This is a genomic window from Chryseobacterium cheonjiense (assembly GCF_012927265.1).
Taxonomy (GTDB): domain Bacteria; phylum Bacteroidota; class Bacteroidia; order Flavobacteriales; family Weeksellaceae; genus Chryseobacterium; species Chryseobacterium cheonjiense.
Genome location: NZ_JABBGF010000001.1, coordinates 984083 through 1007127, shown reverse-complemented (window position 1 = coordinate 1007127; position 23045 = coordinate 984083). Strand labels below are relative to the sequence as shown.

Here is a 23045-nt window from a genome sequence, read left to right as displayed (position 1 = left end):
CCTTGAAGCAAAAGAAACAAAAGTTCAAGACTGGAAATCTCTGATTCGACGGAGTCAAACTCCGGCTAAAAATTATTTCTGTTCTCTAAAAAATTCTAAAACTTGCGCGAATTCAAAATTTGTTCTTCGTTCCATGATTTGTCTCGCGCTTCGAACAGTAGAATTTTCTTAACGTTTCACAGAATTAATTTTCTTAACGCCTCCGTTTCCTAGGTCGATATTTTTACGCTTCATAAACTTCCATAACCACTCCTTTGAGCTTCCAGCTTATAAAATTTTTTCCAAAATTTTGATATAAACATCAATACCTTCTTCAATTTCTCCGATAAAAATAAATTCATCTGCGGTGTGAGAGCGCCTGCTGTCTCCGGGTCCCAGCTTTACAGAAGTGCAGGGAATAATTGCCTGATCTGATGAAGTCGGTGAACCGTAGGTTGTCCTTCCAATCTCAAGACCTGCCTGTACAAAAGGATGATCCATCTCAATTTTTGAAGAATTCAACCTGAAAGATCTTGCCGTTAAGGTTGATTTCATCTGCGACTGAATGATTTCAAATACTTCTTTATTCGAATATTCATCGGTAACTCTTACATCTAAAGTAAAAGCACATGATTCCGGAACCACGTTATGCTGAACGCCAGCGTGAATTCCCGACAATGTCACTTTAATTTCACCCAAATAATCTGAAACTTTTGGGAATTTAAAATTCAAAATGTTCCGGAGGTCTTCCATACATTTTACAATCGAGTTATCATCATTCGGATGAGCGGCGTGAGAAGGAGTTCCTTTCATTTCTCCGTCAATGACCAACAGCCCTTTTTCCGCGATTGCCAGATTCATCTGCGTGGGTTCTCCTACAATAGCAAGCTCCACATTCGGAAGCTGCGGAAATAAGGCTTCAATCCCGTCATACCCGGAAATCTCCTCCTCTGCCGTCAAAGCAATAACAAGATTATATTTTAAATTTTCCTGATCAAAAAAATGCAAAAAAACCTGTACCATCGAAACCAGTGAAGCTCCAGCGTCGTTGCTCCCCAACCCGTATAATTTTCCGTCTTTTTCAATGGGCAAAAACGGATCTAAAGTATAAGCCTTATTCGGTTTTACGGTGTCATGATGGGTATTCAGCAAAATAGACGGCTTGAAAACATCAAAATTCTTATTCACTGCCCAGATGTTATTTTTAAAACGTTTTGTCGGAACTTGGTATCTTTTAAAAAAATTTTCAATTTCCACGGACGTATTAAATTCATCTTTGCTGAATGAAGGAATCTCAATCAGTTTTTTCAGCAATTCTACTGCGTTATTCAGTAATTCTTCCTTATTATAAAGAGATTTCAGTTCCTGCATGATGGTTTTCTATATGGTTTATTAGTTCGGTTTCTTTGATTAAGAAGACTTTATTGACTTTATTTTTCACTGCTCCAAGTGCATTTTCGAGTTTGGGAAGAATCCCTTTGTGTAATTTGCCTTCAACTTTTAAAGCTAAAAATTCTTTCTCTGAAATATTTTTAATAACAGATTGAGAATTATTTACATCTTCCAAAACACCTTCTTTATCAAAGCAGTACAATAATTCTACATCATATTTTATTGATAAAGCCTGCGCAATAACCGAAGCGATGGTATCTGCATTGGTGTTGAAAAGATGTCCTTTTTTATCGTGGGTAATTGCTGAGAACACCGGCACCAGCTCCCATTTGAGCATTTTGGAAATCAGCTTTTTATTAACACTCTTTTCTGTAATATCTCCCACAAATCCGAAATCTATTTCGGCATGTTTTCTTTTTTTAGCCTTAATTAAATTTGCATCAGCACCCGAAAATCCGATGGCTTTACATTTCTTTTGCTGGAGTTTTGCGACGATATTTTTATTGATTCCGCCTGCGTAGACCATCGCTACAATATCCAAGGTATCTTTATCTGTGATTCTCCGGCCATTGACCATCTTCTGCTCAACGCCCAGCTTATCGGCTAAAGTCGTTGCCAGTTTTCCACCTCCATGAACCAGAATTTTCTTTTCCTGAATTCCTGAAAACTGCTCAAGGAACTGATCCACCAATTCTTCGTTATCAATTAATGCTCCTCCGATTTTTATGATGTATAATTTTTCTTTCATTTTATACATTGTTTTGTTAAACCTCATAGGTTTTAAAAACCTATGAGGTTTACTTATTAAGAATTAAATCCATCTAAAATTTCAGAGAAAACTGCCTGTGCAGAAAAAATCCGGTTTTTGGCCTGCTGGTAAATGATGGAGTTTTCGCCATCCATCACCTCATCGCTTAATTCTACATTTCGCCGTACCGGAAGACAGTGCATTACTTTAGCATGATTCGTATTCTTCAATTTTTCATTCGTTAGCATCCAGCTTTCTTTGACTTCAGGCATTGCTGCATAGTCTTCAAAAGACGACCAGTTTTTAACATAGATAAAATCGGCGTCTTTTAATGCTTCATCCTGATTGTGAATCACTTTAACATTTTTTGTAAAGTTTTTATCCAAATCATATCCTTCCGGATTGGCAATCACAAAATCAACATCCATTTCCTGCATCCATTCTGCGAAAGAATTTCCTACGGCATGTGCAATGGGCTTGATGTGAGGCGCCCAGGTTAAAACCACTTTTGGTTTGCGGTTTACACTGAGCATAGCCTGTGGTGAGCTTGACGAACTATCGAAATGCCAGTTTTCGGTAATCGTAATGCAATCTGCCAGACTCTGTAGAGGATGGCGTGTCGCTGACTCCAAGGAAACAACCGGAACTTTTGCATGTTGCTCAAACTGACTTAAAATGCTTTCATTCACGTCATCTTCTTTGTTTTTCATTCCGGCAAAACAACGAACGGCAATAATGTCGCAATACTGATTCAACACTTCAATGGCGTCTTTGATATGTTCTACCGTATCGCCGTTCATTACGGCGCCGTCTGCGAATTCAAGATTCCAGGCTTCCTGAGCGGCATTTAATGTTAAAACATTTAACCCTAAATTCTGGGCTGCAATCTGGCTGCTTAAACGGGTTCTCAAACTTGAATTTAAAAAAACAAGCCCGATGGTTTTCCCTTTTCCTTTTTCGGTTTCCGAAAGTGGATTTTCTTTAATTTGTAAAGCTTTATTTATAATTTCCTGTAAGTCTTTAACGTCGCTTACAGAGGTGAATTTTTTCATTTTGAATTTGATTTGTTTTACCACAAAAGTTTCTTACACATAAGTCACATTAGATTTAAGTTTAAAACTTGAAAATATTTAGAACACATAAGTTGAAAATCAAAGATTTTCGTAAGCTCTAATGCTATTTAAAAGCTCTATAGATTCTTAAAATCGTAAGCTTTTGTGACTTTTGACTTCGTCGAATCTTCGATTTGTGGTTAATTAATTTTAAAGATTTTCTAAAACAGTTTTTAAAGCATTGATGAATATATCAGTTTCTTCTTTTTTAATGTTAAGCGCTGGAAGAATCCTTAATACTGTTTTATCATTAGAATTTCCTGTGAAAATATGATGATCATACAGGAGCCTGTTCCTCACTTCCGAGCAGTCCCTGTCCAGTTCGATTCCAATCATCAGACCTTTCCTCCGGATGCTTTTAATATGTGGGAAATTTTTAATTTCATTTTCAATATACTCACCCATTTCCCGAGCATTTCTGATGAGATTTTCATCTTTCATAACATCCAAAACCGCAATTGCAGCCACACAAGCCAAATGATTGCCCCCGAAAGTCGTCCCCAATAAACCGTTACTCGCCTTAAATTTCGGATGAATCAAAACACCGCCGATTGGAAAGCCATTTCCCATTCCTTTTGCCGTTGTGATGATATCTGCTTCAATTCCGAATTCCTGATGCGCAAAAAAGAACCCGCTTCTTCCGTATCCTGACTGAACCTCATCCAAAATCAAAACAACATCATGTTTTTCGCACAATTCTTTGATTTTAGTTAAAAATTCAAGCGTTGGAATCATAATTCCTCCAACTCCCTGGATTCCTTCAATAATGACCGATGAAATTTCATTCCCTTGTTTTTCGAAAACTTCTTCAAGCTGCTGAATATTATTCCATTCAGACTTAATAAATCTTTCATCATAATTTACCGGAGCTACAATTTTCGGATTATCCGTCACCGAAACCGCGGCCGAAGTTCTCCCGTGAAAAGAACCCGAAAAGTACAGCACTTTACTTCTTCCATTATAGAAAGAAGCCAGTTTTAAAGCATTTTCATTCGCTTCAGCACCTGAATTACACAGAAACAGATTATAATCCTCCAGTCCTGAAAGCTTTCCTAATTTTTCTGCCAGTTCGATCTGCAATGTATTCTGAACCGAGTTTGAATAGAAAGATATTTTGTCTAATTGCTCTTTTAACCTGCTTTGATAATATGGATGATTGTGCCCGATAGAAATCACGGCATGACCTCCATAAAAATCAAGATATTTTTCTCCTTTATCGTCCCAAAGAAATGATCCCTGAGCTTTTACCGGATTAATGTTGAATAACGGATATACGTTGAATAAATTCATCTTAGTTGATTGTTTTGGTTGATAGTTGTCGGTTTTTCTGACAACTTATCTTTATTACTTTTCTTTTGTCTTGAAACAAAAGAAACAAAAGTTCAAGACTTGGAAACTTCCGCTAAAAAATATTTTTATTCTCTAAAAATTCTAAAACCTGCGCGAAATCAATGTTTGTTCTTCGGTTCGACATTTGTATCGCGCTTCGAACAGTAGAATTTTCTTAACGTTCACAAAACTATTTTTCTTAACGCTCCATTTTCCTAAGTCGGTTTTGATTCGAGCCTTTAAAATTCACAATTGACTATTTGACAATTTGCATTTATAATTCTTTTAAAATGCAATAGGTTTTAAGTTTAATCCTAAATTTTCTTCCCAACCCATGGCAATATTCATATTTTGCACGGCCTGTCCGGAAGCTCCTTTCAACAAATTGTCAATTGCTGAGTGAATGACCGCAACATTCCCACATTTTTCAATCTGAATCACACAGCGATTGGTATTGACAACTTGTTTTAAATCAATTGCATTTTCGCTTACCCTTACAAAAGGCTCATCTGCATAAAAATCGTGATACAATTGATTGATATCTGAAAGTTCTACATCTGTTTTCACCGTGGAACTCGTAAAAATTCCTCTTGCAAAATCTCCTCTCCATGGAACAAAATTCAGACTGATTTCATTGGTATTAAAAGAAACTAACTGCTGTAAAATCTCATCTGCATGTTGGTGTGTCAAGGTTTTGTAGGCCGAAACATTATCGTTCCTCCATGTAAAATGGGTTGTTGCCTGCAAAGACTGGCCTGCACCTGTTGAACCCGTAATTCCCGTAGTATATAATTCATGTAACAAACCTTTCTTAGCTAACGGAAGTAAAGCCAGTTGAATCGCTGTGGCAAAACACCCCGGATTGGCAATACTTTTTGCTTCTGAAAGTTTTTTTTTATTGATTTCAGGCAAGCCATAGATAAAATTCCTGTTTCCGAAACTGCCATTCAAACGAAAATCATTTCCTAAGTCGATTACCAATGTCTCATCTTTTACATGATTTTGATTCAGCCAATTTTCACTTTCTTTATGAGGAAGACATAAAAACAAAATGTCTACGTCTTCGGGCTGATCTGTAAGAACCATCTCACAAACTGCCGCTAAATCCGGGTACAGATCTGAAATTTTTGTTCCCGAATTTGAACGGCTATATAAAAAACTTAATGATACATTGGGATGAAAAGCCAGCAGCCGAACCAGTTCGCTTCCCGTATAACCGTTAGCTCCGATGATTCCTGCTGTTTTTATTTCTTTTTGATTAATCATTTTTTTATTTTAATATTAATAGGATTACATCCTATCCTGATTTAGGTCGTCCTTTCAAGATTTCCAGGATTAATTTATATTTGATTAATCTGATGATATATATTCAGAGAATTGCTTACAATTTTCGTATATCCTTTCACGTCATCGCCGGTCCATGCTCTGTTGGCTTCGCCATAGCTTCCGAATTTATCAGACATGAGATCGTGCTGAGATTCAATTCCGTTCAGGATAAACCTGTAAGGATGAAGGGTTATAAAAACTTTCCCACTAACCGTTTGTTGGGAATCCACGAGGAATGATTCGATATTTCTCATCACCGGATCTAAGAAAAGTGCTTCGTGAAGCCAGTTCCCATACCAGTCGGATAATTGGGATTTCATCATCTGCTGGTATTTCGAGAGCGTATGTTTTTCCAGTAAATGATGTGCTTTGATAATAACAGATGCTGCCGCCGCTTCAAATCCTACCCTTCCTTTAATTCCTACAATGGTATCTCCAACATGAATATCTCTTCCGATTCCGTACGCCGAAGCTAATTCTTCAATCTTTTGAATGGCATAAACCGGATGTTCAAAATTTTCTCCGTTCACTGCGGTTACTTCACCGTTTTTAAACTCAATTTCAAGTTCAGAAGGCTGATTTTCTTTCACTTGTGAAGGAAAAGCTTCTTCGGGCAAATAATTTCTTGAAGTAAGGGTTTCTTTTCCGCCCACGGAAGTTCCCCAAAGTCCTTTATTAACAGAATACTGCGCTTTCTGAAATTCCATTTCGAAGCCGTGGCTTTTCAGGAATTCAATTTCTTCTTCACGTGACAAGGCCATATCCCGGATTGGCGTGATGATTTCAACATCAGGACACATCACCTGGAAAATCAGATCAAAACGAACCTGATCGTTCCCTGCTCCTGTGCTTCCATGAGCAATGGCATCTGCCCCGACTTCTATTGCAAATTTTGCGATTTCCCGTGCCTGAACCGTACGTTCTGCACTTACAGACAACGGATAAGTATTGTTCTTCAGGACATTTCCAAAAATAAGATACTTCACACATGAATTGTAGTAATCTTCCTGCGCATTTATACACCTGTACTGTTTCACTCCGAGGTCTAATGCCCTTTTCTCCAATTCATTCTCTTCCGCACTGGAAAAACCTCCGGTGTTTACAGTGACTGCATAGACGTCATACCCAAGAGTTTCACTCAGATATTTGGCACAATAAGAGGTATCCAGACCTCCGCTAAACGCTAAAACTACTTTCTTGCTCATTATTGTATCGGTTTTCAGGCTGAACATTTTCAGCACTGTTTTTTATATTTTCAGGAACGAAAAGCATGGCTGTGCAAAGACAGTTTTTCCGTTCTTTTTTCATTAAGATATCGTAATTCACACAACTTCTGCAGCCATTCCAAAACTCTTCATCCTGAGTGAGTTCAGAATAAATAACCGGTTTATATCCCAGGTCACTGTTAATTTTCATGACGGCCAAACCCGTCGTTAATCCGAAAATTTTAGCAGTCGGATATTTATTTCGGGATAATGCAAATACTTTTTCTTTTATTAAAGTAGCTACGCCCAGATGTCTGAAATCAGGTGAAACAATGAGTCCCGAATTGGCAACGAACTGTCCGTGAGACCAGGTTTCTATATAGCAGAATCCTACCCATTTTCCTTTATCAGTAGCGATTACAGCGTTACCTTCAGTAATTTTTTTACTGAGATATTCTATGGAACGTTTGGCAATACCGGTTCCTCTGCGCTGTGCAGAATCATACATCTCCTGCTGTATTTCACTCACATACATTATATGTACGGATGAGGAAATTTCTATTTTCATTTATTTATCTAAAATTTTTGGCAAATTTAAAATATAATTTCGGTAATAAACAAATTAAATAGATATTTTTATTGATTAAAATTAATATACAGGTAATTTTATCTTTATACTAAATTAATAATTTGCTAAATTATTATATATTTGCTAAAAATATATAGTTATGGAAAATAACTGTCCAAAATGCAAAGGCAGCAAAGTGGTAAAAAGCGGTATTGTTAATAATAAGCAACGCTTTCTATGCAAAGATTGCCAGTATTATTTTACTGTAAAAAAGCTGGGAAAACAAATTGATGATTACTATGTAACCAAAGCATTACAGCTTTATCTTGAAGGGTTAAGCTACCGTGAAATAGAGCGAATTATCGGCGTGTCTCATGTCACTATCAGTTCATGGATCAGGAAATACAATATTACAAGGCCACCACATTCAGAATTCCATCCGGTATATAAAATCCTTAAACAGAACGAATTGCTCGAGTATATGTCTAAGGAGGAAAATATTAAAAACTCAGGTCTCATCATTACCCAATTTGCAGATAAATATATGCTCATCAAATGGGAACGGTTTAAAAAATAATATATTATCAAACTGTTAATGAGTTATTTAGAATATATATTAGATTAAATTTTTCTTTATTTCGGTTCAAACCAAAGTTTTATATATATGATTACCTTTAATATATATTAAATTTTTATAAATAAATTATTAATTACAATTTGGCTTTCACAAAAAACAACGCCAAAAATTAATAATTTATGAAGAGAATACTTATTATCATTGGATTTGTATTAATCAGCAATACTTTATATTCCCAGGGTTCACCTGATTATGGAAGCGGATTAAAGATAAACCTCAATCAGCAGGGTGATAAATACATCAGATTTATTTTATGGGACCAGTTCTGGGTAAGAAATACCCAAATGAATCCCGGAAGCATGGTTGGCGGTGAAGCTACTGACAATTCATGGAGTCTGGGAAACAGAAGATTACGTACTTTAGCATACGCCCAAATTTCCAAAAGATATATGATTCTGGCTCATTTCGGAATTAATAATCAAACCTTTATTAATGGAGGCGGATCCGGAACTTCTGGAACAGGAGGATACGGAAACGGTAAAAAGCCGCAGCTGTTTTTCCATGATGCCTGGAATGAATATGCCGTTATTTTACCCGGAGAAGCAGGAAAATTCAGTTTGTCTTTAGGTGCCGGTCTCCACTATTACATGGGACTTTCCCGGATGACCATGGGCTCGACCTTAAATTTTCTTACAGTAGACTCTCCTATTTTCACATGGCCGCTGATTGACAATTCGGATCAGTTCGCCAGACAACTTGGTATGTTTGCCAAAGGAAAATACGGAAAACTGGAATACCGTTTCAGCCTGAACAAACCCTTTGCGACAGATTTGGTGCCGGCAAATGTTGCAGATCCGGCAAAAGCCGTTGCAGTAGATAACAACGGAAATCCCAATTTTTCAAAAGCCGGATATGTAGAATATCAGTTTCTGGATGAAGAATCCAATCTATTGCCTTTCAAGGTAGGATCTTATTTAGGAACAAAGAAGGTCTTTAATCTTGGCGCCGGCTTTTATCATCAGAAAGACGGAACCCGGACTTCTGTAAATTCAAATATTGAAAAGCACGACATAACACTTCTTGCTGTTGATGCTTTTGCAGACATTCCTCTGGGAAATGCAAAAAACAAGATGGCTGTTTCAGCTTATGCAGGGTACTACAATTATCAGTTTGGCCCGAACTACATAAGAAACATCGGGATTATGAATATTGCCTCTTCTGATCCGAATTTCGTAGGAAATAAAGCTATTGCCGGTCCGGGAAACCTGCAGCCCACCATCGGAACCGGTAATATTATCTACGCACAAGCCGGATTGCTGTTGCCAAGTAAGGCTGAGAAACCGAAAATCAGGATACAGCCTTTCGCAGCGTATACTCACAAAAGTTTTGAGGCTTTCGACAAATCTTCATCCCAATTCGATGTCGGCGCTAACTGGTTCATCGACGGTCATCACGCAAAGATTACCACCCAATACTCCAGCAGGCCTGTTTATACAAGCCCTGCAGAAAGCCCTTCTTCCAAAGGAGAATTTATAATACAATTTCAGATTTACCTGTAAAACTTTGAATTTTAACCATTAAGATTATTTAAGCGGATAAAATCAATTAAGAAAACTAAATATCAATTCAAATTAACATAAAAATTAATCATATGAGCGATAACAATCAAGTAAGCTACGAGAATATGACCGAAAGACAAAAAAATCGCACGATTTGGGGCGTGATTACGGCATCGTCACTCGGAACATTAATAGAATGGTACGACTTCTACATCTTCGGGAGTCTGGCTGTTGTTTTAGCCACGAAATTTTTTCCGTCGGATAACCCGACCGCAGCATTTTTATCTACCTTAGCTACTTTCGCGGCAGGATTTGTCGTAAGACCTTTCGGAGCCTTATTTTTCGGCAGACTGGGCGACATTATCGGAAGAAAATATACATTCCTGGTAACGTTACTCATCATGGGGTTTTCGACATTCCTCATCGGATGTATTCCCAGTTATGAAACCATCGGTTTTCTGGCGCCGGTTTTAGTTTTAATTTTAAGATTACTGCAAGGGTTAGCCCTTGGAGGAGAATACGGAGGTGCGGCAACTTATGTTGCAGAGTATGCACAGCCCGGAAGAAGAGGCTATTGGACTTCCTGGATCCAGACAACGGCAACAGCGGGGCTTTTTATTTCGTTAATCGTTATTTTGGTAACAAAAACCACACTCTCAGCTGAAGAGTTTGATGGCTGGGGCTGGAGGGTACCGTTCTGGATCTCCATTCTAATGGTAGGAGTTTCATATATCATCCGAAGAAACATGAAAGAATCTCCACTGTTTGCAAAAGCCAAAAGTGAAGGTAAAACTTCAAAAAATCCTTTAAAAGAAAGCTTCGGGAATAAATTCAACTTCAAATTTGTCTTATTGGCATTATTCGGAGCGGCGATGGGACAAGGAGTCATCTGGTACACAGGACAATTCTATGCCATGAGCTTCCTTCAAAAAGTAATGAATGTAGAATCTGCACAGGTTGACTCACTGATGGCAACAGCATTATTTCTGGGAACACCATTCTTCGTTTTCTTCGGGTGGCTTTCGGATAAAATCGGACGAAAAGCCGTGATGATGACGGGAATGCTGATTGCTATTTTAGCATACAGGCCTATTTATGACAGCATGTTCAAAAGTGTAAATCTTGAAAATAAAACTGTTGCCGCAAACGGAATTTCAGAAAAAAGAACAGCAAAAATACACAATGAAATCGCCACAGACAGCCTCGTTACCTTCCACAAAGAAACTCTTTTCACCGATGGTACGCTGGTAAAAAAAGACAGCCTCATTCACTGGTCGGCAAACGGCCCGGTAATGAAAGACGGAAAAGCTGAAGAGCCGAAAGTAACACAAACCATAAAATTAGCAGATAACACAAAATGGTATCTTGTTCTGATGGTATTTATTCAGGTGATTTTTGTGACGATGGTGTATGGTCCTATTGCAGCTTTCCTGGTAGAAATGTTCCCGGTAAGAATACGTTACACCTCAATGTCTCTGCCATATCATATCGGAAACGGCGTTTTTGGAGGCCTACTTCCTGCTGTTGCGACCTATCTGGTAACTACCGGGAAAGAAGCCGGACACACCACATGGTATCTGGAAGGGCTCTGGTATCCTATCGGTGTAGCAGGAGTCTGCTTGCTTATAGGCTTATTTTATCTTAAAAGCAAGAATAATAATATTCATGATTAAACACTGAATCGCGCAATTTTTTTATTAATTTTAAAACAACTAAAATGAACGGACTCAAAAAAATATTAGGCATACTCTGGATCGCAATCGCTCTCGTAGTGGGATATTTCGGAATCACCGTAATGGGAATCCCGAAAATCACTTCGGGAAAACAGGAAGATCTGGTGTTCGGGATTATTATTCTCTTTGTACTGATGCCGATTATTTCCGGCGGAATGGCCATTTTCGGATACTATTCGTTAACAGGAGAGTATTCGGACGACAAAGAATAATTATAAATTAAAAATGATAATTGATCAGTGACAGATGTATTTCTGTTAAATGATCAATTATCATTTATCAATCATCAATTATGAAAAAGAGGCACGAACAAAAATTAATCATTCTGAGCATCGGGCTTATGATTGCTTTCAGCATTCCTGTTTCGTTGCTGTTCAACAGTGACCGCGAGGTGCTTGGCTATCCGATGATTCTCGTTTATATTTTTGTATTGTGGATGATTTCCATCATTATTTCTTTTGTAATCATAAAAAAATATGATGAGTAGTTTTGCTTTATTTACTGTAGTTTTATTTTATCTGGCGCTTTTGTTCCTGGTTGCCTATCTGGCAGAGAAAAAGAAAAGCAAGCTCTGGATCAACAATCCCTATATCTATGCACTTTCCCTGGCTGTATACTGTACAGCGTGGACGTACTACGGAAGTATAGGTGTTGCGGCAAACAGCGGGCTCAACTACCTTCCGATCTACATAGGTCCCATCATCATCATTCCTGCATGGATCTATATTAATACACGCATTGTAAGGATTTCAAGAGTAAATAAAATAAGCAGTCTTGCCGATTTTATTTCCCTGCGGTATGGAAACAGCAGAAGCTTCAGTGCAATGATTACCATCGTATGTCTTCTGGCAGTTGTGCCTTATATCGGGCTGCAAATCAAAGCCATTTCCGAGACCTTTCACCTGGTAACAGAGACCGCCATTTCGAAAAATATTCTTACGGATAATGCTACTTTCGTGGTGGTTCTTATTGCCGTATTTGCATCCTATTACGGAACGAGATATGTCGATGCATCCGAAAAACGGTTAGGAATAATCTCCGCAATTGCGCTTGAAAGCTTCCTGAAACTTTTCTTCATTATTATTTTAGGACTTTTCGTTATTTACTTCGTATTTGATGGTTTTTCGGATATTTATCAAAAGGCCAGTCAGTTTAAAGATTTTAAAGAGAAAAATACCTTTAACGGAATTGAAGGCGCATTAAACTGGATGATTCTCTGTATGATATCAGGAACAGCCATCTGTATACTTCCAAGACAGTTTCACACGGCGATTGTAGAAAACAGGAAGGAAAAGCACATTAAAACAGCCATTTGGTTTTTCCCTTTGTATCTTTTAATTTTTACATTTTTTATCTTTCCGATTGCGTGGGGCGGAAGATTAATTTTTAACGGACAGAATGTCAATCCTGAGTTCTACTCCATCCTGATTCCGCAGCATTTTAACAATACACTGATTACGGTCTTGGTATTTCTCGGAGGATTAAGTTCCTCTATATCAATGATTATCATTTCCGCAATTACCTTATCCATCATGCTTTCCAACAACCTTATCATTCCATACGGATTATTGGGCAAATTCAAATCAGAGAACGAAAGTCAAAATACACGGAATATTACCAACATCAGAAAATTCAGCATTTTTGCGTTGATTATTATGGCGTTTGCCTTTTATAAGTACTTCATTCTAAAAACTTCACTCGATTCGGTGGGTCTGATTTCATTTGTAATCATTGCCCAATTGGCACCGGCATTTTTCGGGGCTATTTTCTGGAGAAGAGGAAGTTATAAAGGTGCTGTTGCAGGATTGCTCGCCGGATTGGTAATCTGCTATTTCGGACTGATTATCCCGCAGTATTATTTCTCTTACAACCAGGAATTTAAAGGTGTTTTGAGAGATATGTACAACATTTTCGCATTTTTCAATATTCCTTATTTAGACAGGATTCCACAGATTTTTTTCTGGTCTCTGTTGGTCAATACAGGTCTTTTTGCAATTATTTCGGTAAGCATTAAAGGCAATTACCGCGAGAGAAACTTTGCAGAACTGTATGTAGATATCGACAAATATATACTGAATCACGAAAATGCATTCATCTGGCGCGGCAAAGCTTATATTTCGGATATTAAAAATATTTTGGAACGATTTTTAGGCAAAAATAAAACAGAGCAAGCACTGAGAATTTTCAATTTAAAATACAGTATTGACTCCCAAACGGAAACAGCAGATTCCCGGTTCATCAAATTCTCAGAAAATTTATTAGCCGGAAGAATAGGAACTGCTTCTGCAAAAATTTTGATTGAAGGTGTTACAAAAGAAGACAAGATTTCTTTAAAAGAAGTATTAAATATTTTAGAGGAATCTAAAGAAAATATCTCTATGAATAAAAAGCTGACCGAACAGTCTGAAGAATTGCAGAAATTATCTGATGACCTGAGAAACGCCAACGAAAGCCTTATTATAAAAGACCGCCAGAAAGACGATTTCCTGGATTCCGTTGCCCATGAACTGAGGACGCCAATCACAGCCATCCGGTCGGCAGGGGAAATTTTAGCCGATGATGAGGATATTCCATCCGAAATTAAAAAAGAATTTTTAAACAATATCATTACAGAGTCTGACCGGCTGAGCGAAATCATTAATGATATTCTCTATCTCGACAAACTGGAACATGGAGCGATCTCTCTGCACATTAGGGAAAATAATATCATGGAAACCTATAAAAAAGCACTGAACCCGCTTCTGCATCTTATTCAGAATAAAAAGATCCATCTCAGTGAAGTCAATCTTTTAAATCAGTTTATATTTGAATACGATGAAGCAAGGATGATACAGCTCTTTCAGAATATTCTGGGAAATGCTTTAAAATTTACAGACGAACAGGGAACCATACAAACCAAATTATCCGAAAAAGAAGATGAGTTAATTATTAAAATTTTCAACACCGGAAAACACATTCCCGAGGAAGATCTTGAAATGATATTTGACAAATTCTATCAGTCCAAGAACCAAAATATTTTAAAACCCACAGGAAGCGGACTGGGCCTTGCAATTTGCAAGAAGATCGTTCAGGCTCAGGGGGGAACCATAACAGCGGAAAACAGCGGATTGGGTGTAACCTTTACAATCTCTTTACCTAAAATTATAAAAGATAATAAAAATGAAGTTGAACAAAATGAACACAACCTATGAAGAAAATAATTATTGCGGATGATGAGCACAAAATCTTGATGTCCTTAGAATACAGTTTCAGGAAAAACGGCTACGACGTGTATATCGCAAGAGACGGAACCGAAGTACTGGAATTCTTAAAAACCATGGTGCCGGAGGTAATCCTGCTGGATATTATGATGCCTAATCTTGACGGCTACAGCACGTTGGAAATCATTAAACAGGACGAAAGATTAAAAGACACAAAAGTCATTTTCCTGAGCGCAAAAAATAACCCGAGAGATATCGAAAAAGGCATGGAAATGGGAGCCGATGCGTATGTAATCAAGCCTTATTCAATCAAAAAGCTGATGCAGCAGATTGAAGATATGTTTTGAAGATCACAACAATTTCAAATTGTTATTTAAAAGTTAAAATAGGTTCTTCATTAACTGTGTCTCACCATAACCTAAAACACAATACCATATGAATACAGACGATTTATTTGCACAAAGCATAGAAAATAAAGAGAATTTCTGGAAAAAACAGGCTCAGGAAATCGGTTGGTTTAAATTTCCTGAAATCATTGCATCAAGTGATGAGAATCATTACAACCAATGGTTTCCCGACGGAAAGCTCAATATGTGCTACCTGTGTATTGATAAACACATTGAAGAAGGATTTGGAGAGCAGATCGCTATTGTGTATGATTCTCCGGTTACCTGCCAAAAGAAAACCTATACCTTCAGTCAGGCAAAAAAAGAGATTTCAAAGCTTGCCGGAGGGTTGGTTTCTTTAGGCCTGCAAAAAGGAGATACGGCAGTCATTTATATGTCGATGATTCCGCAAACGCTTTTTGCCATGCTGGCCTGTGCACGGATCGGCGTTATTCATAATGTTGTTTTCGGAGGATTTGCACCGCATGAACTTGTAGTGAGAATTGACGACTGCAAACCCAAAGCTTTAATCACCGCAACAGCAGGAGTGGAAATCGCCAAAAGAATCCCCTATCTGCCTTTGGTGGAAAAAGCCATTGAACTAGCACAGGATAAAGTAGAAAACATTATCGTGTTCAACAGGAAACTGGTAGACAATCAACATGAAATGTTTGACGGATTGATCGATTATGAAGAATTGGTTCAAAAATCGGAATCCGCAGACTGCATTTCTGTTGAATCGACACATCCGCTCTATCTGCTGTATACTTCCGGAACAACGGGAAAGCCAAAAGGCATCGTAAGAGATACAGGCGGCTATGCAACCGCACTGAAATTTTCCATGAATTATATTTATGGTGTAGAACCGGGTGAAACCTATTGGGCAGCTTCTGATTTCGGATGGGCCGTAGGACATAGCTTTTCGGTGTACGGACCTCTCATCAACAGGAATACAACTATTATTTTTGAAGGCAAACCGATTATGACACCCGATGCCGGAACTTTCTGGAGAGTTATTTCAGAATATAAAGTTTCGGTAATGTTCACGGCACCAACAGCGATAAGAGCGATTAAAAAAGAAGATCCCAACGGAGAACTGGTAAAGGAATATGATCTGAGCCATTTCAAAAAGCAGTTTCTGGCCGGAGAAAGATGCGATGTAGCAACATTAGACTGGTTTGCAAAACATATCGGAGTTCCCGCTATTGACCATTGGTGGCAGACGGAATCCGGCTGGCCGATGCTGGGATTAATGACTTCCGATGAAAATTATACTATAAAAAGAGCTTCCGCCGGAAAACCCGTTCCGGGTTATGATATTAAAATTTTTGACGAAAACGGATATGAACTGGATGCGCATCACGAAGGCTACCTCGTGATTAAACTTCCTCTTCCGCCGGGAGCCCTGCTTGGAATCTGGAATGACAATGAGCGTTTCCAAAGCAGCTATCTGTCACAATATAACGGCTATTATTTTTCCGGAGACGGTGCCATTAAAGATGAAGACGGCTATATCTTTATTACAGGAAGAGTAGATGATATAATTAACGTTGCCGGACACCGGCTTTCAACCTCAGAGATGGAAGAAATTGTCTCCTCACATCCCGATGTTGCAGAGTGTGCCGTGGTGGGAATTGATGATGAACTTAAAGGACAGGTTCCTTTTGCTGCCATCGTTTTAAAGAACGGCTCTACAATCTCCGAAGAAAATATTGAGAAAGAAATAGTAAAGAATGTCCGCGAAAAAATCGGTGCCGTTGCCTGTCTTAAAAACGTAATGACCGTAAAACGTCTGCCAAAAACCCGTTCGGGAAAAATCCTGAGAAAGCTCATCAGAACACTTCTGGATAATAAAGACTTCCAGGTTCCATCTACTATTGATGACGAAAAAATCATTGATGAAATTCAGCAAAAGATCATGGAATACAGAAAAGAAAAGAAATAAATATAATTAAATAAACAGAATTCAATTCAAAAAAAAGGGATATGAGAAATTACCTGATAGAAGATTTACCACAATATTTTGAGGATTATAAAAAGTCAATTAAAAATCCTAAGAAATTCTGGGATAAAATAGCCGATGAAAACTTCGTGTGGTATCAGCGTTGGAGCAAAATCGTAAAATATGACATGAATGAAGCCAAAATTTCGTGGTTTAAAAATGCTAAATTAAATATTACTAAAAACTGCCTGGACAGACATCTTTCGGTAAGAGGCGATAAAACAGCCATTATCTGGGAACCCAATGATCCCAAAGAAGAAGCGCAACATATCTCTTACAGTGAGTTATACACCAGAGTCAACAAAACAGCGAATGTGCTGAGAGAATTGGGAATTGAAAAAGGAGACAGGGTGTGCATCTACCTTCCTATGATTCCCGAACTTGCTATCACAATGCTTGCCTGTGCAAAATTGGGAGCTGTTCATTCTGTAATTTTTGCAGGGTTTTCAGCATCTGCTGTTTCTTCAAGAGTTAATGACTGCGGTGCAAAAATGGTCATTACATCCGATGGCAGCTACAGAGGGAATAAAGTTCTTGATCTTAAGAGCATTGTTGACGAGGCTTTGGAAAAAACACCCAGTGTAGAAAAAGTGTTGGTGGTAAGAAGAACCCAAAATGATGTAAAAATGAAAGAGCATCGGGATTTCTGGATGGATGATCTTTACCAAAACGCTTCTCCGGATTTTGTTTCCGTCATTATGGATGCCGAAGATCCGCTTTTTATTCTGTATACTTCCGGATCAACGGGAAAACCGAAAGGAATGCTTCACACCTGCGCCGGATACATGGTATATACAGCATATACATTTAAAAATGTATTTAATTATAAAGAAAATGACATCTATTGGTGTACTGCAGATATCGGCTGGATTACAGGACATTCGTATATCCTTTACGGACCGTTACTTAACGGCGCTACAACTGTTATTTTCGAAGGAATTCCTACTTACCCGGAACCGGACAGATTCTGGGAAGTGATTGAGAAACACAAAATTACTCAGTTTTATACAGCACCTACAGCCATCCGTTCACTAGCCAAAGAAAGTGTAGAATGGGTTGATAAGCATGACCTGAGTACATTAAAAGTAATAGGCTCCGTTGGAGAACCCATTAATGAAGAAGCGTGGCATTGGTTTAATGATCACGTCGGGAAGAAAAAATGCCCGATTGTCGATACATGGTGGCAGACGGAAACCGGCGGAATTATGATCTCCCCTCTCCCATTTGTAACCCCTACCAAACCTACCTACGCAACATTGCCGCTTCCGGGAATACAACCGGTTTTAATGGACGATAAACGTAACGAAATTATGGGCAACCAGGTTACCGGAAACCTCTGCATCCGTTTTCCGTGGCCGGGTATCGCAAGGACCATCTGGGGAGACCATCAACGGTATAAAGAAACCTATTTCACTGCTTTTCCGGGAAAATACTTTACCGGTGACGGGGCGCTTCGTGACGAGGTCGGCTATTACAGAATTACCGGGCGTGTAGATGATGTCATCATCGTTTCCGGGCATAATCTTGGAACCGCTCCTATTGAAGACAGCATCAATCAGCATCCGGCTGTCGCGGAATCTGCTATTGTTGGATATCCTCATGATATCAAGGGCAACGCACTGTACGGTTATGTCGTTTTAAAAGAAACCGGCGAAAGCAGGCAAAGAGAAAACCTTAAAAAAGAGATCAATCAGCTTATTTCCGAACAGATTGGTCCTATTGCAAAGCTTGATAAAATTCAGTTTGTTTCAGGGTTACCTAAAACGCGCTCAGGAAAAATCATGCGAAGAATATTGAGGAAGATTGCAGAAGGCGACTTCAGCAATTTCGGAGACATTACCACACTTCTGAATCCTGAAATTGTGGAAGAAATTAAAAATGAAAGAGTTTAAATACCAATGTAAAGAGAGCAGATATTTCGGCTCTCTTTCTTTTTATTACTAACTGCTATTAAATAGACAATTCATATAAAAACTTAATTTATTATAGATAAAATAATATAATTGATATTTTTTTAAAAATAATTTAAAACATTGCGAAAAATATTGTATCTTTAATTAAAATTAAAAACTATTGCTATGTCAAATATTTTAGCTGGATTATTTGAACCCCACAGCGATTATAAAAAACTAGAAGCCGATCTTGAAAGTTCAGGTTTTGAGAATTCGGAATATATTGTTTATTTGAACGAAGATAACCATCATTCTCCATATATTGTAAGCGTGTCAGTCAAGGAACATCAGATCGATGATGCCCGACATGTCTTCAGCCAGAACACGGTACTGAAAACGTATCTGTTCGAAAATATGAGCCTTGAACAGGCTAATTACAGCACCCTTAAACACTATATCAGTGCCAGAAACAAAGCGGAAATCCATAACAGCCCGGATGTTAGAATTAAAGGTTCAACCATGGGAATGGATTCCGAAGTGAAATTTTAAAATACAAATGATAAAAATAAATTCCCTGAATCCGTAGATCCGTCTATGGATTCTTTTGTATTTGAAAAGTGCAAAAAATTTCGTATTTTCGTGTAAATATAGGCTATAGCACGAATGAGTTACGACTTAGAACAAGAAAACAAAGAAATTCTCGCCAGATATAAGGATCTGATTTCCAACACATACCGAACACTGGACGAGGAAAATAATAAACTTATCCGAAAAGCATTCGATATTGCATTGGATGCCCACAAAGATCAGCGAAGAAAAACCGGTGAACCTTACATTTACCACCCTATTGCCGTAGCTAAAATTGTAGCCACGGAAATCGGTCTTGGGGCCACCTCCATTGCCTGTGCCCTGTTGCATGACGTCATTGAGGATTCCGATTATACCTATGAAGATCTGAAGAAAATTTTTGGTGAAAAAATTGCCAATATTGTCAATGGACTTACCAAGATCTCCATCATGAATCACCAGAACATCTCGGTTCAGTCAGAGAATTACAGGAAACTTCTTCTGACACTTTCTGAAGATTTCAGGGTAATTCTGATAAAAATTGCAGACCGCCTTCACAATATGCGTACGCTGGAAAGCATGGCTCCGGATAAGCAGAAAAAAATCGCTTCCGAAACGGTGTATATTTATGCACCGATGGCGCACCGTTTAGGATTGTATAACATCAAATCTGAACTTGAAGATTTATCCTTAAAATATAATAATCCAGACATTTATACAGAAATTACAGAGAAACTTGAGCTGGCTAAAGAAAGCCGCGAACGGTATATTGAAGAATTTAAAAAAGAAGTTTCTGAAAAACTGCATGAAGAAGGACTTAATTTTAAGATAAAAGGCCGCGCAAAAGCAATTTCTTCCATTTACAGGAAAATGCTGAAGCAGGGCGTGTCTTTTGAAGAGGTGTATGATAACTACGCCATCAGGATTATTTATAAATCTGACGCTAAGAATGAAAAATTTCTGGCCTGGAAAATTTATTCAATTGTAACGGATGTATATCACAGTAATCCTTCCAGAATGCGTGACTGGATTACACAACCGCGTTCTACAGGATATGAAAGTCTTCACCTGACCGTTTTAGGACCGGATAAAAAATGGATTGAAGTACAGATCCGTTCTGAAAGAATGGATGAAATTGCGGAAAAAGGGGTTGCAGCCCATTATAAATACAAAGAAGGTTACAAACAAAGTACCGAAGACCGGAATTTTGAAAACTGGGTAACGGAGATACGTGAGGTATTGGAACAACAGCAGAACCTTTCTACCTCCGAATTGTTGGATAATATTAAACTCAACCTCTATTCCAAAGAAGTTTTTGTTTTCACTCCGAAAGGGGAAATTAAAATTTTACCGACTAATGCAACGGCTCTGGACTTTGCCTTCTCCGTACACTCTGATTTGGGAATGAAGTGTTTAGGCGCAAAAATCAATGGAAAGCTTGTTCCGATTTCATATGTTTTACAGAACGGTGACCAGGTGGACATTCTTTCTTCACAAAATCAGAAGCCAAAGTCCGACTGGCTGGAATTTGTAGTTACCTCAAAGGCCAAATCAAAGATCAAGAGTTATTTAAACTCACAAAAAAATCAGCTGGTAGAAGAAGGCAAAGAGATTCTTCAGCGGAAGCTCCGTCATGCCAAAATCAATTTCAATGATGAAGAGGTTAATAAACTCCAGAAGTTTTTCAATCTCAAATCTTCCCAGGAATTGTTCTTAAAATTCCAAAGCAACGAGCTGGATGCAAGCAGCCTGAGAAAGTATATTGAAAGTAAAAATGTATTTAACAACCTGCTTTCGAGATTCAGAAAATCTCCTTCAAAAAATACAGCTTTTGTAGAGCCTAAAGAGCAGAACCTGGATATGATTGTCTTTGGGAAAGACGAAGAAAAGCTCAATTACACTTATGCAAAATGCTGTACTGTGATTCCCGGGGATAAAATATTCGGTTTTATTACTATTTCGGACGGTATCAAAGTACACAGCGACAACTGTCCGAATGCCATAAATCTTCGGGCACAATATGATTACAGAGTGATTCCCGCCAAATGGGTAAATGAAGAAAGCTTTAAAAACAGGGTAAAAATAGAAATTGAAGGGCTCGACAGGATGGGAATGATTAATGATATCACCACCGTCATTAGCGGCGCAATGGGAATGGATATGAAAAGTATGTCTATTGAATCGAACGACGGCGTTTTCACCGGAACCATTAATCTTGAAGTAAAAAACAAGAGTCAGCTGGAGCAGACCTTTAAAAAACTCAATGACATTGACGGTGTTTCAAAGGTGAGAAGATTACAATCTTAATGTGAATCTTACAGAATACTTTAGAAAAATTTCAGCAGCAATCAGGTTTCAGGAGTGATCCTGATTTTCTGTTGTAAAATCGTTAATTATTACAAATGCATCAGCTGCTGAAGGATTCAGTCATTTCTTGAGCAGGAACAAGTACTGACTTTTTAATTAAAGATTTACTAAAGAAGACTAAACTGACCGTAATGATGAGATTATTCTTTATTATCACTGGATTCCCCTTTTTTATTCCGGGAGCGTTTCAATTCATCAGATAATAATTTTTCGATCCTTACTTTTCTGATAGCCATATTCAGTTCGTTTCCGAAAAGAAGGAGATAAACATTCACATTTACCCAAACCATAAGAAGAATCATACTTCCTATAGATCCGTAAAGAACATTGTACCGGGCAATATTTTTCACATATAATGCAAAGAAATAAGTGGTTACTACAAACAGTACAGTGGTTAAGATAGCACCCGGAATCGCCTGTCTGAATCTGGTGATTTTCACAGTTCCCAACCAATAAAAAAGCGTCAGAAGGATGAAATAAAACAATGGGAAAGATACGAAACCAATAATTTCCGAAAGATTATTTACCAGCCAGGAGACATCATAAACAGGTGTAAACTGCTTCAAAACAACCTCAGAATAATACACCCCGAAAAGCGCAAGAAATACAATCAGCACAAATCCTATAGTGATAAAAAACGAGAGAATAAATTCTTTGACATCGCTCATTTTCTCATGAGTGCTTTCATTGAATCCGTTGATGAGGGAAAATGTTCCGTTGGTGGCAAAAACCAGGGCCAGAACGATGGTCAGATTACTGATTCCCTTCATATTCGGGACAATGCTTTCCTCAATATAATTTCGTACATCACCTTCCATGTTGGAGGGAAAAACATTATGCATTAAAACATCAAAAATATAGAACTGCAGCTTTTCATAATGCGGCATATATGGAATTACCGAAAGAATAAAGAGAATAAAAGGAAACAAACTGATCGTAAAACTCCAGGAGATAGCAGCTGCCTTTCTGCCTATTTTATCTTTAAAAATACCTCTGATATAAATCTGAAACATCTGCCATAGAGATATTCCCAAAAGAGGAATATGTATATCATCAAAAAATTCTTGAATTTTAAGTATAAATTTCGGAAGTTTCAGACCCAT

Annotated in this window: 19 protein-coding genes; 11 read left to right on the top strand and 8 right to left on the bottom strand. The window is 38.0% G+C overall.

Going from position 1 to position 23045, the window contains the following annotated elements; genetic code table 11:
* Positions 1-267: 267 nt before the first annotated feature.
* The 7 genes from HHL20_RS04680 to HHL20_RS04650 all read right to left on the bottom strand — a co-directional run bounded on the left by HHL20_RS04680 (position 268) and on the right by HHL20_RS04650 (position 7659).
* Positions 268-1350 carry a M20 family metallo-hydrolase gene (locus tag HHL20_RS04680; protein ID WP_169230015.1) on the bottom strand — a complete coding sequence of 361 codons (1083 nt, stop codon included), beginning with the start codon at positions 1348-1350 and terminating at the stop codon, positions 268-270.
* Positions 1325-2119: an acetylglutamate kinase gene (gene argB / locus HHL20_RS04675; protein WP_169230014.1), complete on the bottom strand. Its 795-nt coding sequence runs from the start codon at positions 2117-2119 to the stop codon at positions 1325-1327. Before argB ends, HHL20_RS04680 begins: the two co-directional genes overlap by 26 nt.
* A gap of 56 nt (positions 2120-2175) precedes the next feature.
* Positions 2176-3171: a Rossmann-fold NAD(P)-binding domain-containing protein gene (locus HHL20_RS04670; protein WP_169230013.1), complete on the bottom strand. Its 996-nt coding sequence runs from the start codon at positions 3169-3171 to the stop codon at positions 2176-2178.
* A gap of 210 nt (positions 3172-3381) precedes the next feature.
* On the bottom strand, positions 3382-4521 hold the full coding sequence (locus HHL20_RS04665) for an aspartate aminotransferase family protein (protein ID WP_169230012.1): 1140 nt from the start codon (positions 4519-4521) through the stop codon (positions 3382-3384).
* Between the two features lie 324 nt (positions 4522-4845).
* The gene (gene argC, locus HHL20_RS04660) at positions 4846-5826 is read right to left on the bottom strand and encodes an N-acetyl-gamma-glutamyl-phosphate reductase (RefSeq protein ID WP_169230011.1); all 981 of its coding nucleotides are present in this window, start codon (positions 5824-5826) and stop codon (positions 4846-4848) included.
* A 74-nt stretch (positions 5827-5900) separates the two neighbouring features.
* Positions 5901-7091, bottom strand: coding sequence for an argininosuccinate synthase (locus HHL20_RS04655; RefSeq protein WP_169230010.1), 1191 nt, complete (start codon positions 7089-7091; stop codon positions 5901-5903).
* Positions 7063-7659, bottom strand: a complete 597-nt coding sequence (locus tag HHL20_RS04650; protein WP_169230009.1) for a GNAT family N-acetyltransferase — start codon at positions 7657-7659, stop codon at positions 7063-7065. The genes HHL20_RS04655 and HHL20_RS04650 overlap by 29 nt, the downstream gene beginning before the upstream one ends.
* 160 nt (positions 7660-7819) lie before the next feature.
* On the opposite strand from HHL20_RS04650, the gene HHL20_RS04645 reads away from it, so the two are divergent.
* The 11 genes from HHL20_RS04645 (at position 7820) to HHL20_RS04595 (ending at position 21882) form a co-directional block, all read left to right on the top strand.
* Entirely contained in the window at positions 7820-8236 is a 417-nt protein-coding gene (locus tag HHL20_RS04645; protein ID WP_169230008.1) for an IS1/IS1595 family N-terminal zinc-binding domain-containing protein, read from the top strand.
* A gap of 179 nt (positions 8237-8415) precedes the next feature.
* Positions 8416-9795, top strand: coding sequence for a porin (locus HHL20_RS04640; protein WP_169230007.1), 1380 nt, complete (start codon positions 8416-8418; stop codon positions 9793-9795).
* Between the two features lie 92 nt (positions 9796-9887).
* Positions 9888-11468, top strand: a complete 1581-nt coding sequence (locus HHL20_RS04635) for an MFS transporter (protein WP_169230006.1) — start codon at positions 9888-9890, stop codon at positions 11466-11468.
* A 44-nt stretch (positions 11469-11512) separates the two neighbouring features.
* Positions 11513-11740, top strand: a complete 228-nt coding sequence (locus HHL20_RS04630; protein WP_169230005.1) for a DUF6814 family protein — start codon at positions 11513-11515, stop codon at positions 11738-11740.
* An 80-nt stretch (positions 11741-11820) separates the two neighbouring features.
* Positions 11821-12015 (top strand): hypothetical protein, encoded by a 195-nt coding sequence (locus HHL20_RS04625; RefSeq protein ID WP_169230004.1) that lies wholly within the window; start codon positions 11821-11823, stop codon positions 12013-12015.
* Positions 12008-14719 carry an ATP-binding protein gene (locus HHL20_RS04620; RefSeq protein WP_169231117.1) on the top strand — a complete coding sequence of 904 codons (2712 nt, stop codon included), beginning with the start codon at positions 12008-12010 and terminating at the stop codon, positions 14717-14719. The genes HHL20_RS04625 and HHL20_RS04620 overlap by 8 nt, the downstream gene beginning before the upstream one ends.
* Positions 14716-15075 carry a response regulator transcription factor gene (locus HHL20_RS04615; protein ID WP_169230003.1) on the top strand — a complete coding sequence of 120 codons (360 nt, stop codon included), beginning with the start codon at positions 14716-14718 and terminating at the stop codon, positions 15073-15075. Before HHL20_RS04620 ends, HHL20_RS04615 begins: the two co-directional genes overlap by 4 nt.
* An 88-nt stretch (positions 15076-15163) precedes the next feature.
* The gene (locus HHL20_RS04610; RefSeq protein ID WP_169230002.1) at positions 15164-17059 is read left to right on the top strand and encodes an AMP-binding protein; all 1896 of its coding nucleotides are present in this window, start codon (positions 15164-15166) and stop codon (positions 17057-17059) included.
* Between the two features lie 41 nt (positions 17060-17100).
* Entirely contained in the window at positions 17101-19008 is a 1908-nt protein-coding gene (gene acs, locus HHL20_RS04605) for an acetate--CoA ligase (RefSeq protein ID WP_169230001.1), read from the top strand.
* A gap of 186 nt (positions 19009-19194) precedes the next feature.
* Complete coding sequence (locus HHL20_RS04600) at positions 19195-19557, top strand: hypothetical protein (protein ID WP_169230000.1); 363 nt, start codon at positions 19195-19197, stop codon at positions 19555-19557.
* Between the two features lie 114 nt (positions 19558-19671).
* Positions 19672-21882 (top strand): RelA/SpoT family protein, encoded by a 2211-nt coding sequence (locus tag HHL20_RS04595; protein WP_169229999.1) that lies wholly within the window; start codon positions 19672-19674, stop codon positions 21880-21882.
* A 200-nt stretch (positions 21883-22082) separates the two neighbouring features.
* Here HHL20_RS04595 and HHL20_RS04590 read toward each other — a convergent pair whose 3' ends face one another.
* Positions 22083-23045, bottom strand: a complete 963-nt coding sequence (locus HHL20_RS04590; RefSeq protein ID WP_169229998.1) for a YihY/virulence factor BrkB family protein — start codon at positions 23043-23045, stop codon at positions 22083-22085.

Excerpts from the sequence above, each read along its gene's own strand:
- HHL20_RS04665 (WP_169230012.1), bottom strand. The coding sequence starts at position 4,521 with ATGAATTTATTCAACGTATATCCGTTATTCAACATTAATCCGGTAAAA.
- HHL20_RS04650 (WP_169230009.1), bottom strand. The coding sequence starts at position 7,659 with ATGAAAATAGAAATTTCCTCATCCGTACATATAATGTATGTGAGTGAA.
- HHL20_RS04625 (WP_169230004.1), top strand. The coding sequence starts at position 11,821 with ATGAAAAAGAGGCACGAACAAAAATTAATCATTCTGAGCATCGGGCTT.
- HHL20_RS04620 (WP_169231117.1), top strand. The coding sequence starts at position 12,008 with ATGAGTAGTTTTGCTTTATTTACTGTAGTTTTATTTTATCTGGCGCTT.
- HHL20_RS04610 (WP_169230002.1), top strand. The coding sequence starts at position 15,164 with ATGAATACAGACGATTTATTTGCACAAAGCATAGAAAATAAAGAGAAT.
- HHL20_RS04670 (WP_169230013.1), bottom strand. The coding sequence starts at position 3,171 with ATGAAAAAATTCACCTCTGTAAGCGACGTTAAAGACTTACAGGAAATT.
- acs (WP_169230001.1), top strand. The coding sequence starts at position 17,101 with ATGAGAAATTACCTGATAGAAGATTTACCACAATATTTTGAGGATTAT.
- argB (WP_169230014.1), bottom strand. The coding sequence starts at position 2,119 with ATGAAAGAAAAATTATACATCATAAAAATCGGAGGAGCATTAATTGAT.
- HHL20_RS04600 (WP_169230000.1), top strand. The coding sequence starts at position 19,195 with ATGTCAAATATTTTAGCTGGATTATTTGAACCCCACAGCGATTATAAA.
- HHL20_RS04645 (WP_169230008.1), top strand. The coding sequence starts at position 7,820 with ATGGAAAATAACTGTCCAAAATGCAAAGGCAGCAAAGTGGTAAAAAGC.
- HHL20_RS04630 (WP_169230005.1), top strand. The coding sequence starts at position 11,513 with ATGAACGGACTCAAAAAAATATTAGGCATACTCTGGATCGCAATCGCT.
- argC (WP_169230011.1), bottom strand. The coding sequence starts at position 5,826 with ATGATTAATCAAAAAGAAATAAAAACAGCAGGAATCATCGGAGCTAAC.
- HHL20_RS04595 (WP_169229999.1), top strand. The coding sequence starts at position 19,672 with ATGAGTTACGACTTAGAACAAGAAAACAAAGAAATTCTCGCCAGATAT.
- HHL20_RS04655 (WP_169230010.1), bottom strand. The coding sequence starts at position 7,091 with ATGAGCAAGAAAGTAGTTTTAGCGTTTAGCGGAGGTCTGGATACCTCT.
- HHL20_RS04590 (WP_169229998.1), bottom strand. The coding sequence starts at position 23,045 with ATGGGTCTGAAACTTCCGAAATTTATACTTAAAATTCAAGAATTTTTT.
- HHL20_RS04680 (WP_169230015.1), bottom strand. The coding sequence starts at position 1,350 with ATGCAGGAACTGAAATCTCTTTATAATAAGGAAGAATTACTGAATAAC.
- HHL20_RS04635 (WP_169230006.1), top strand. The coding sequence starts at position 9,888 with ATGAGCGATAACAATCAAGTAAGCTACGAGAATATGACCGAAAGACAA.
- HHL20_RS04640 (WP_169230007.1), top strand. The coding sequence starts at position 8,416 with ATGAAGAGAATACTTATTATCATTGGATTTGTATTAATCAGCAATACT.
- HHL20_RS04615 (WP_169230003.1), top strand. The coding sequence starts at position 14,716 with ATGAAGAAAATAATTATTGCGGATGATGAGCACAAAATCTTGATGTCC.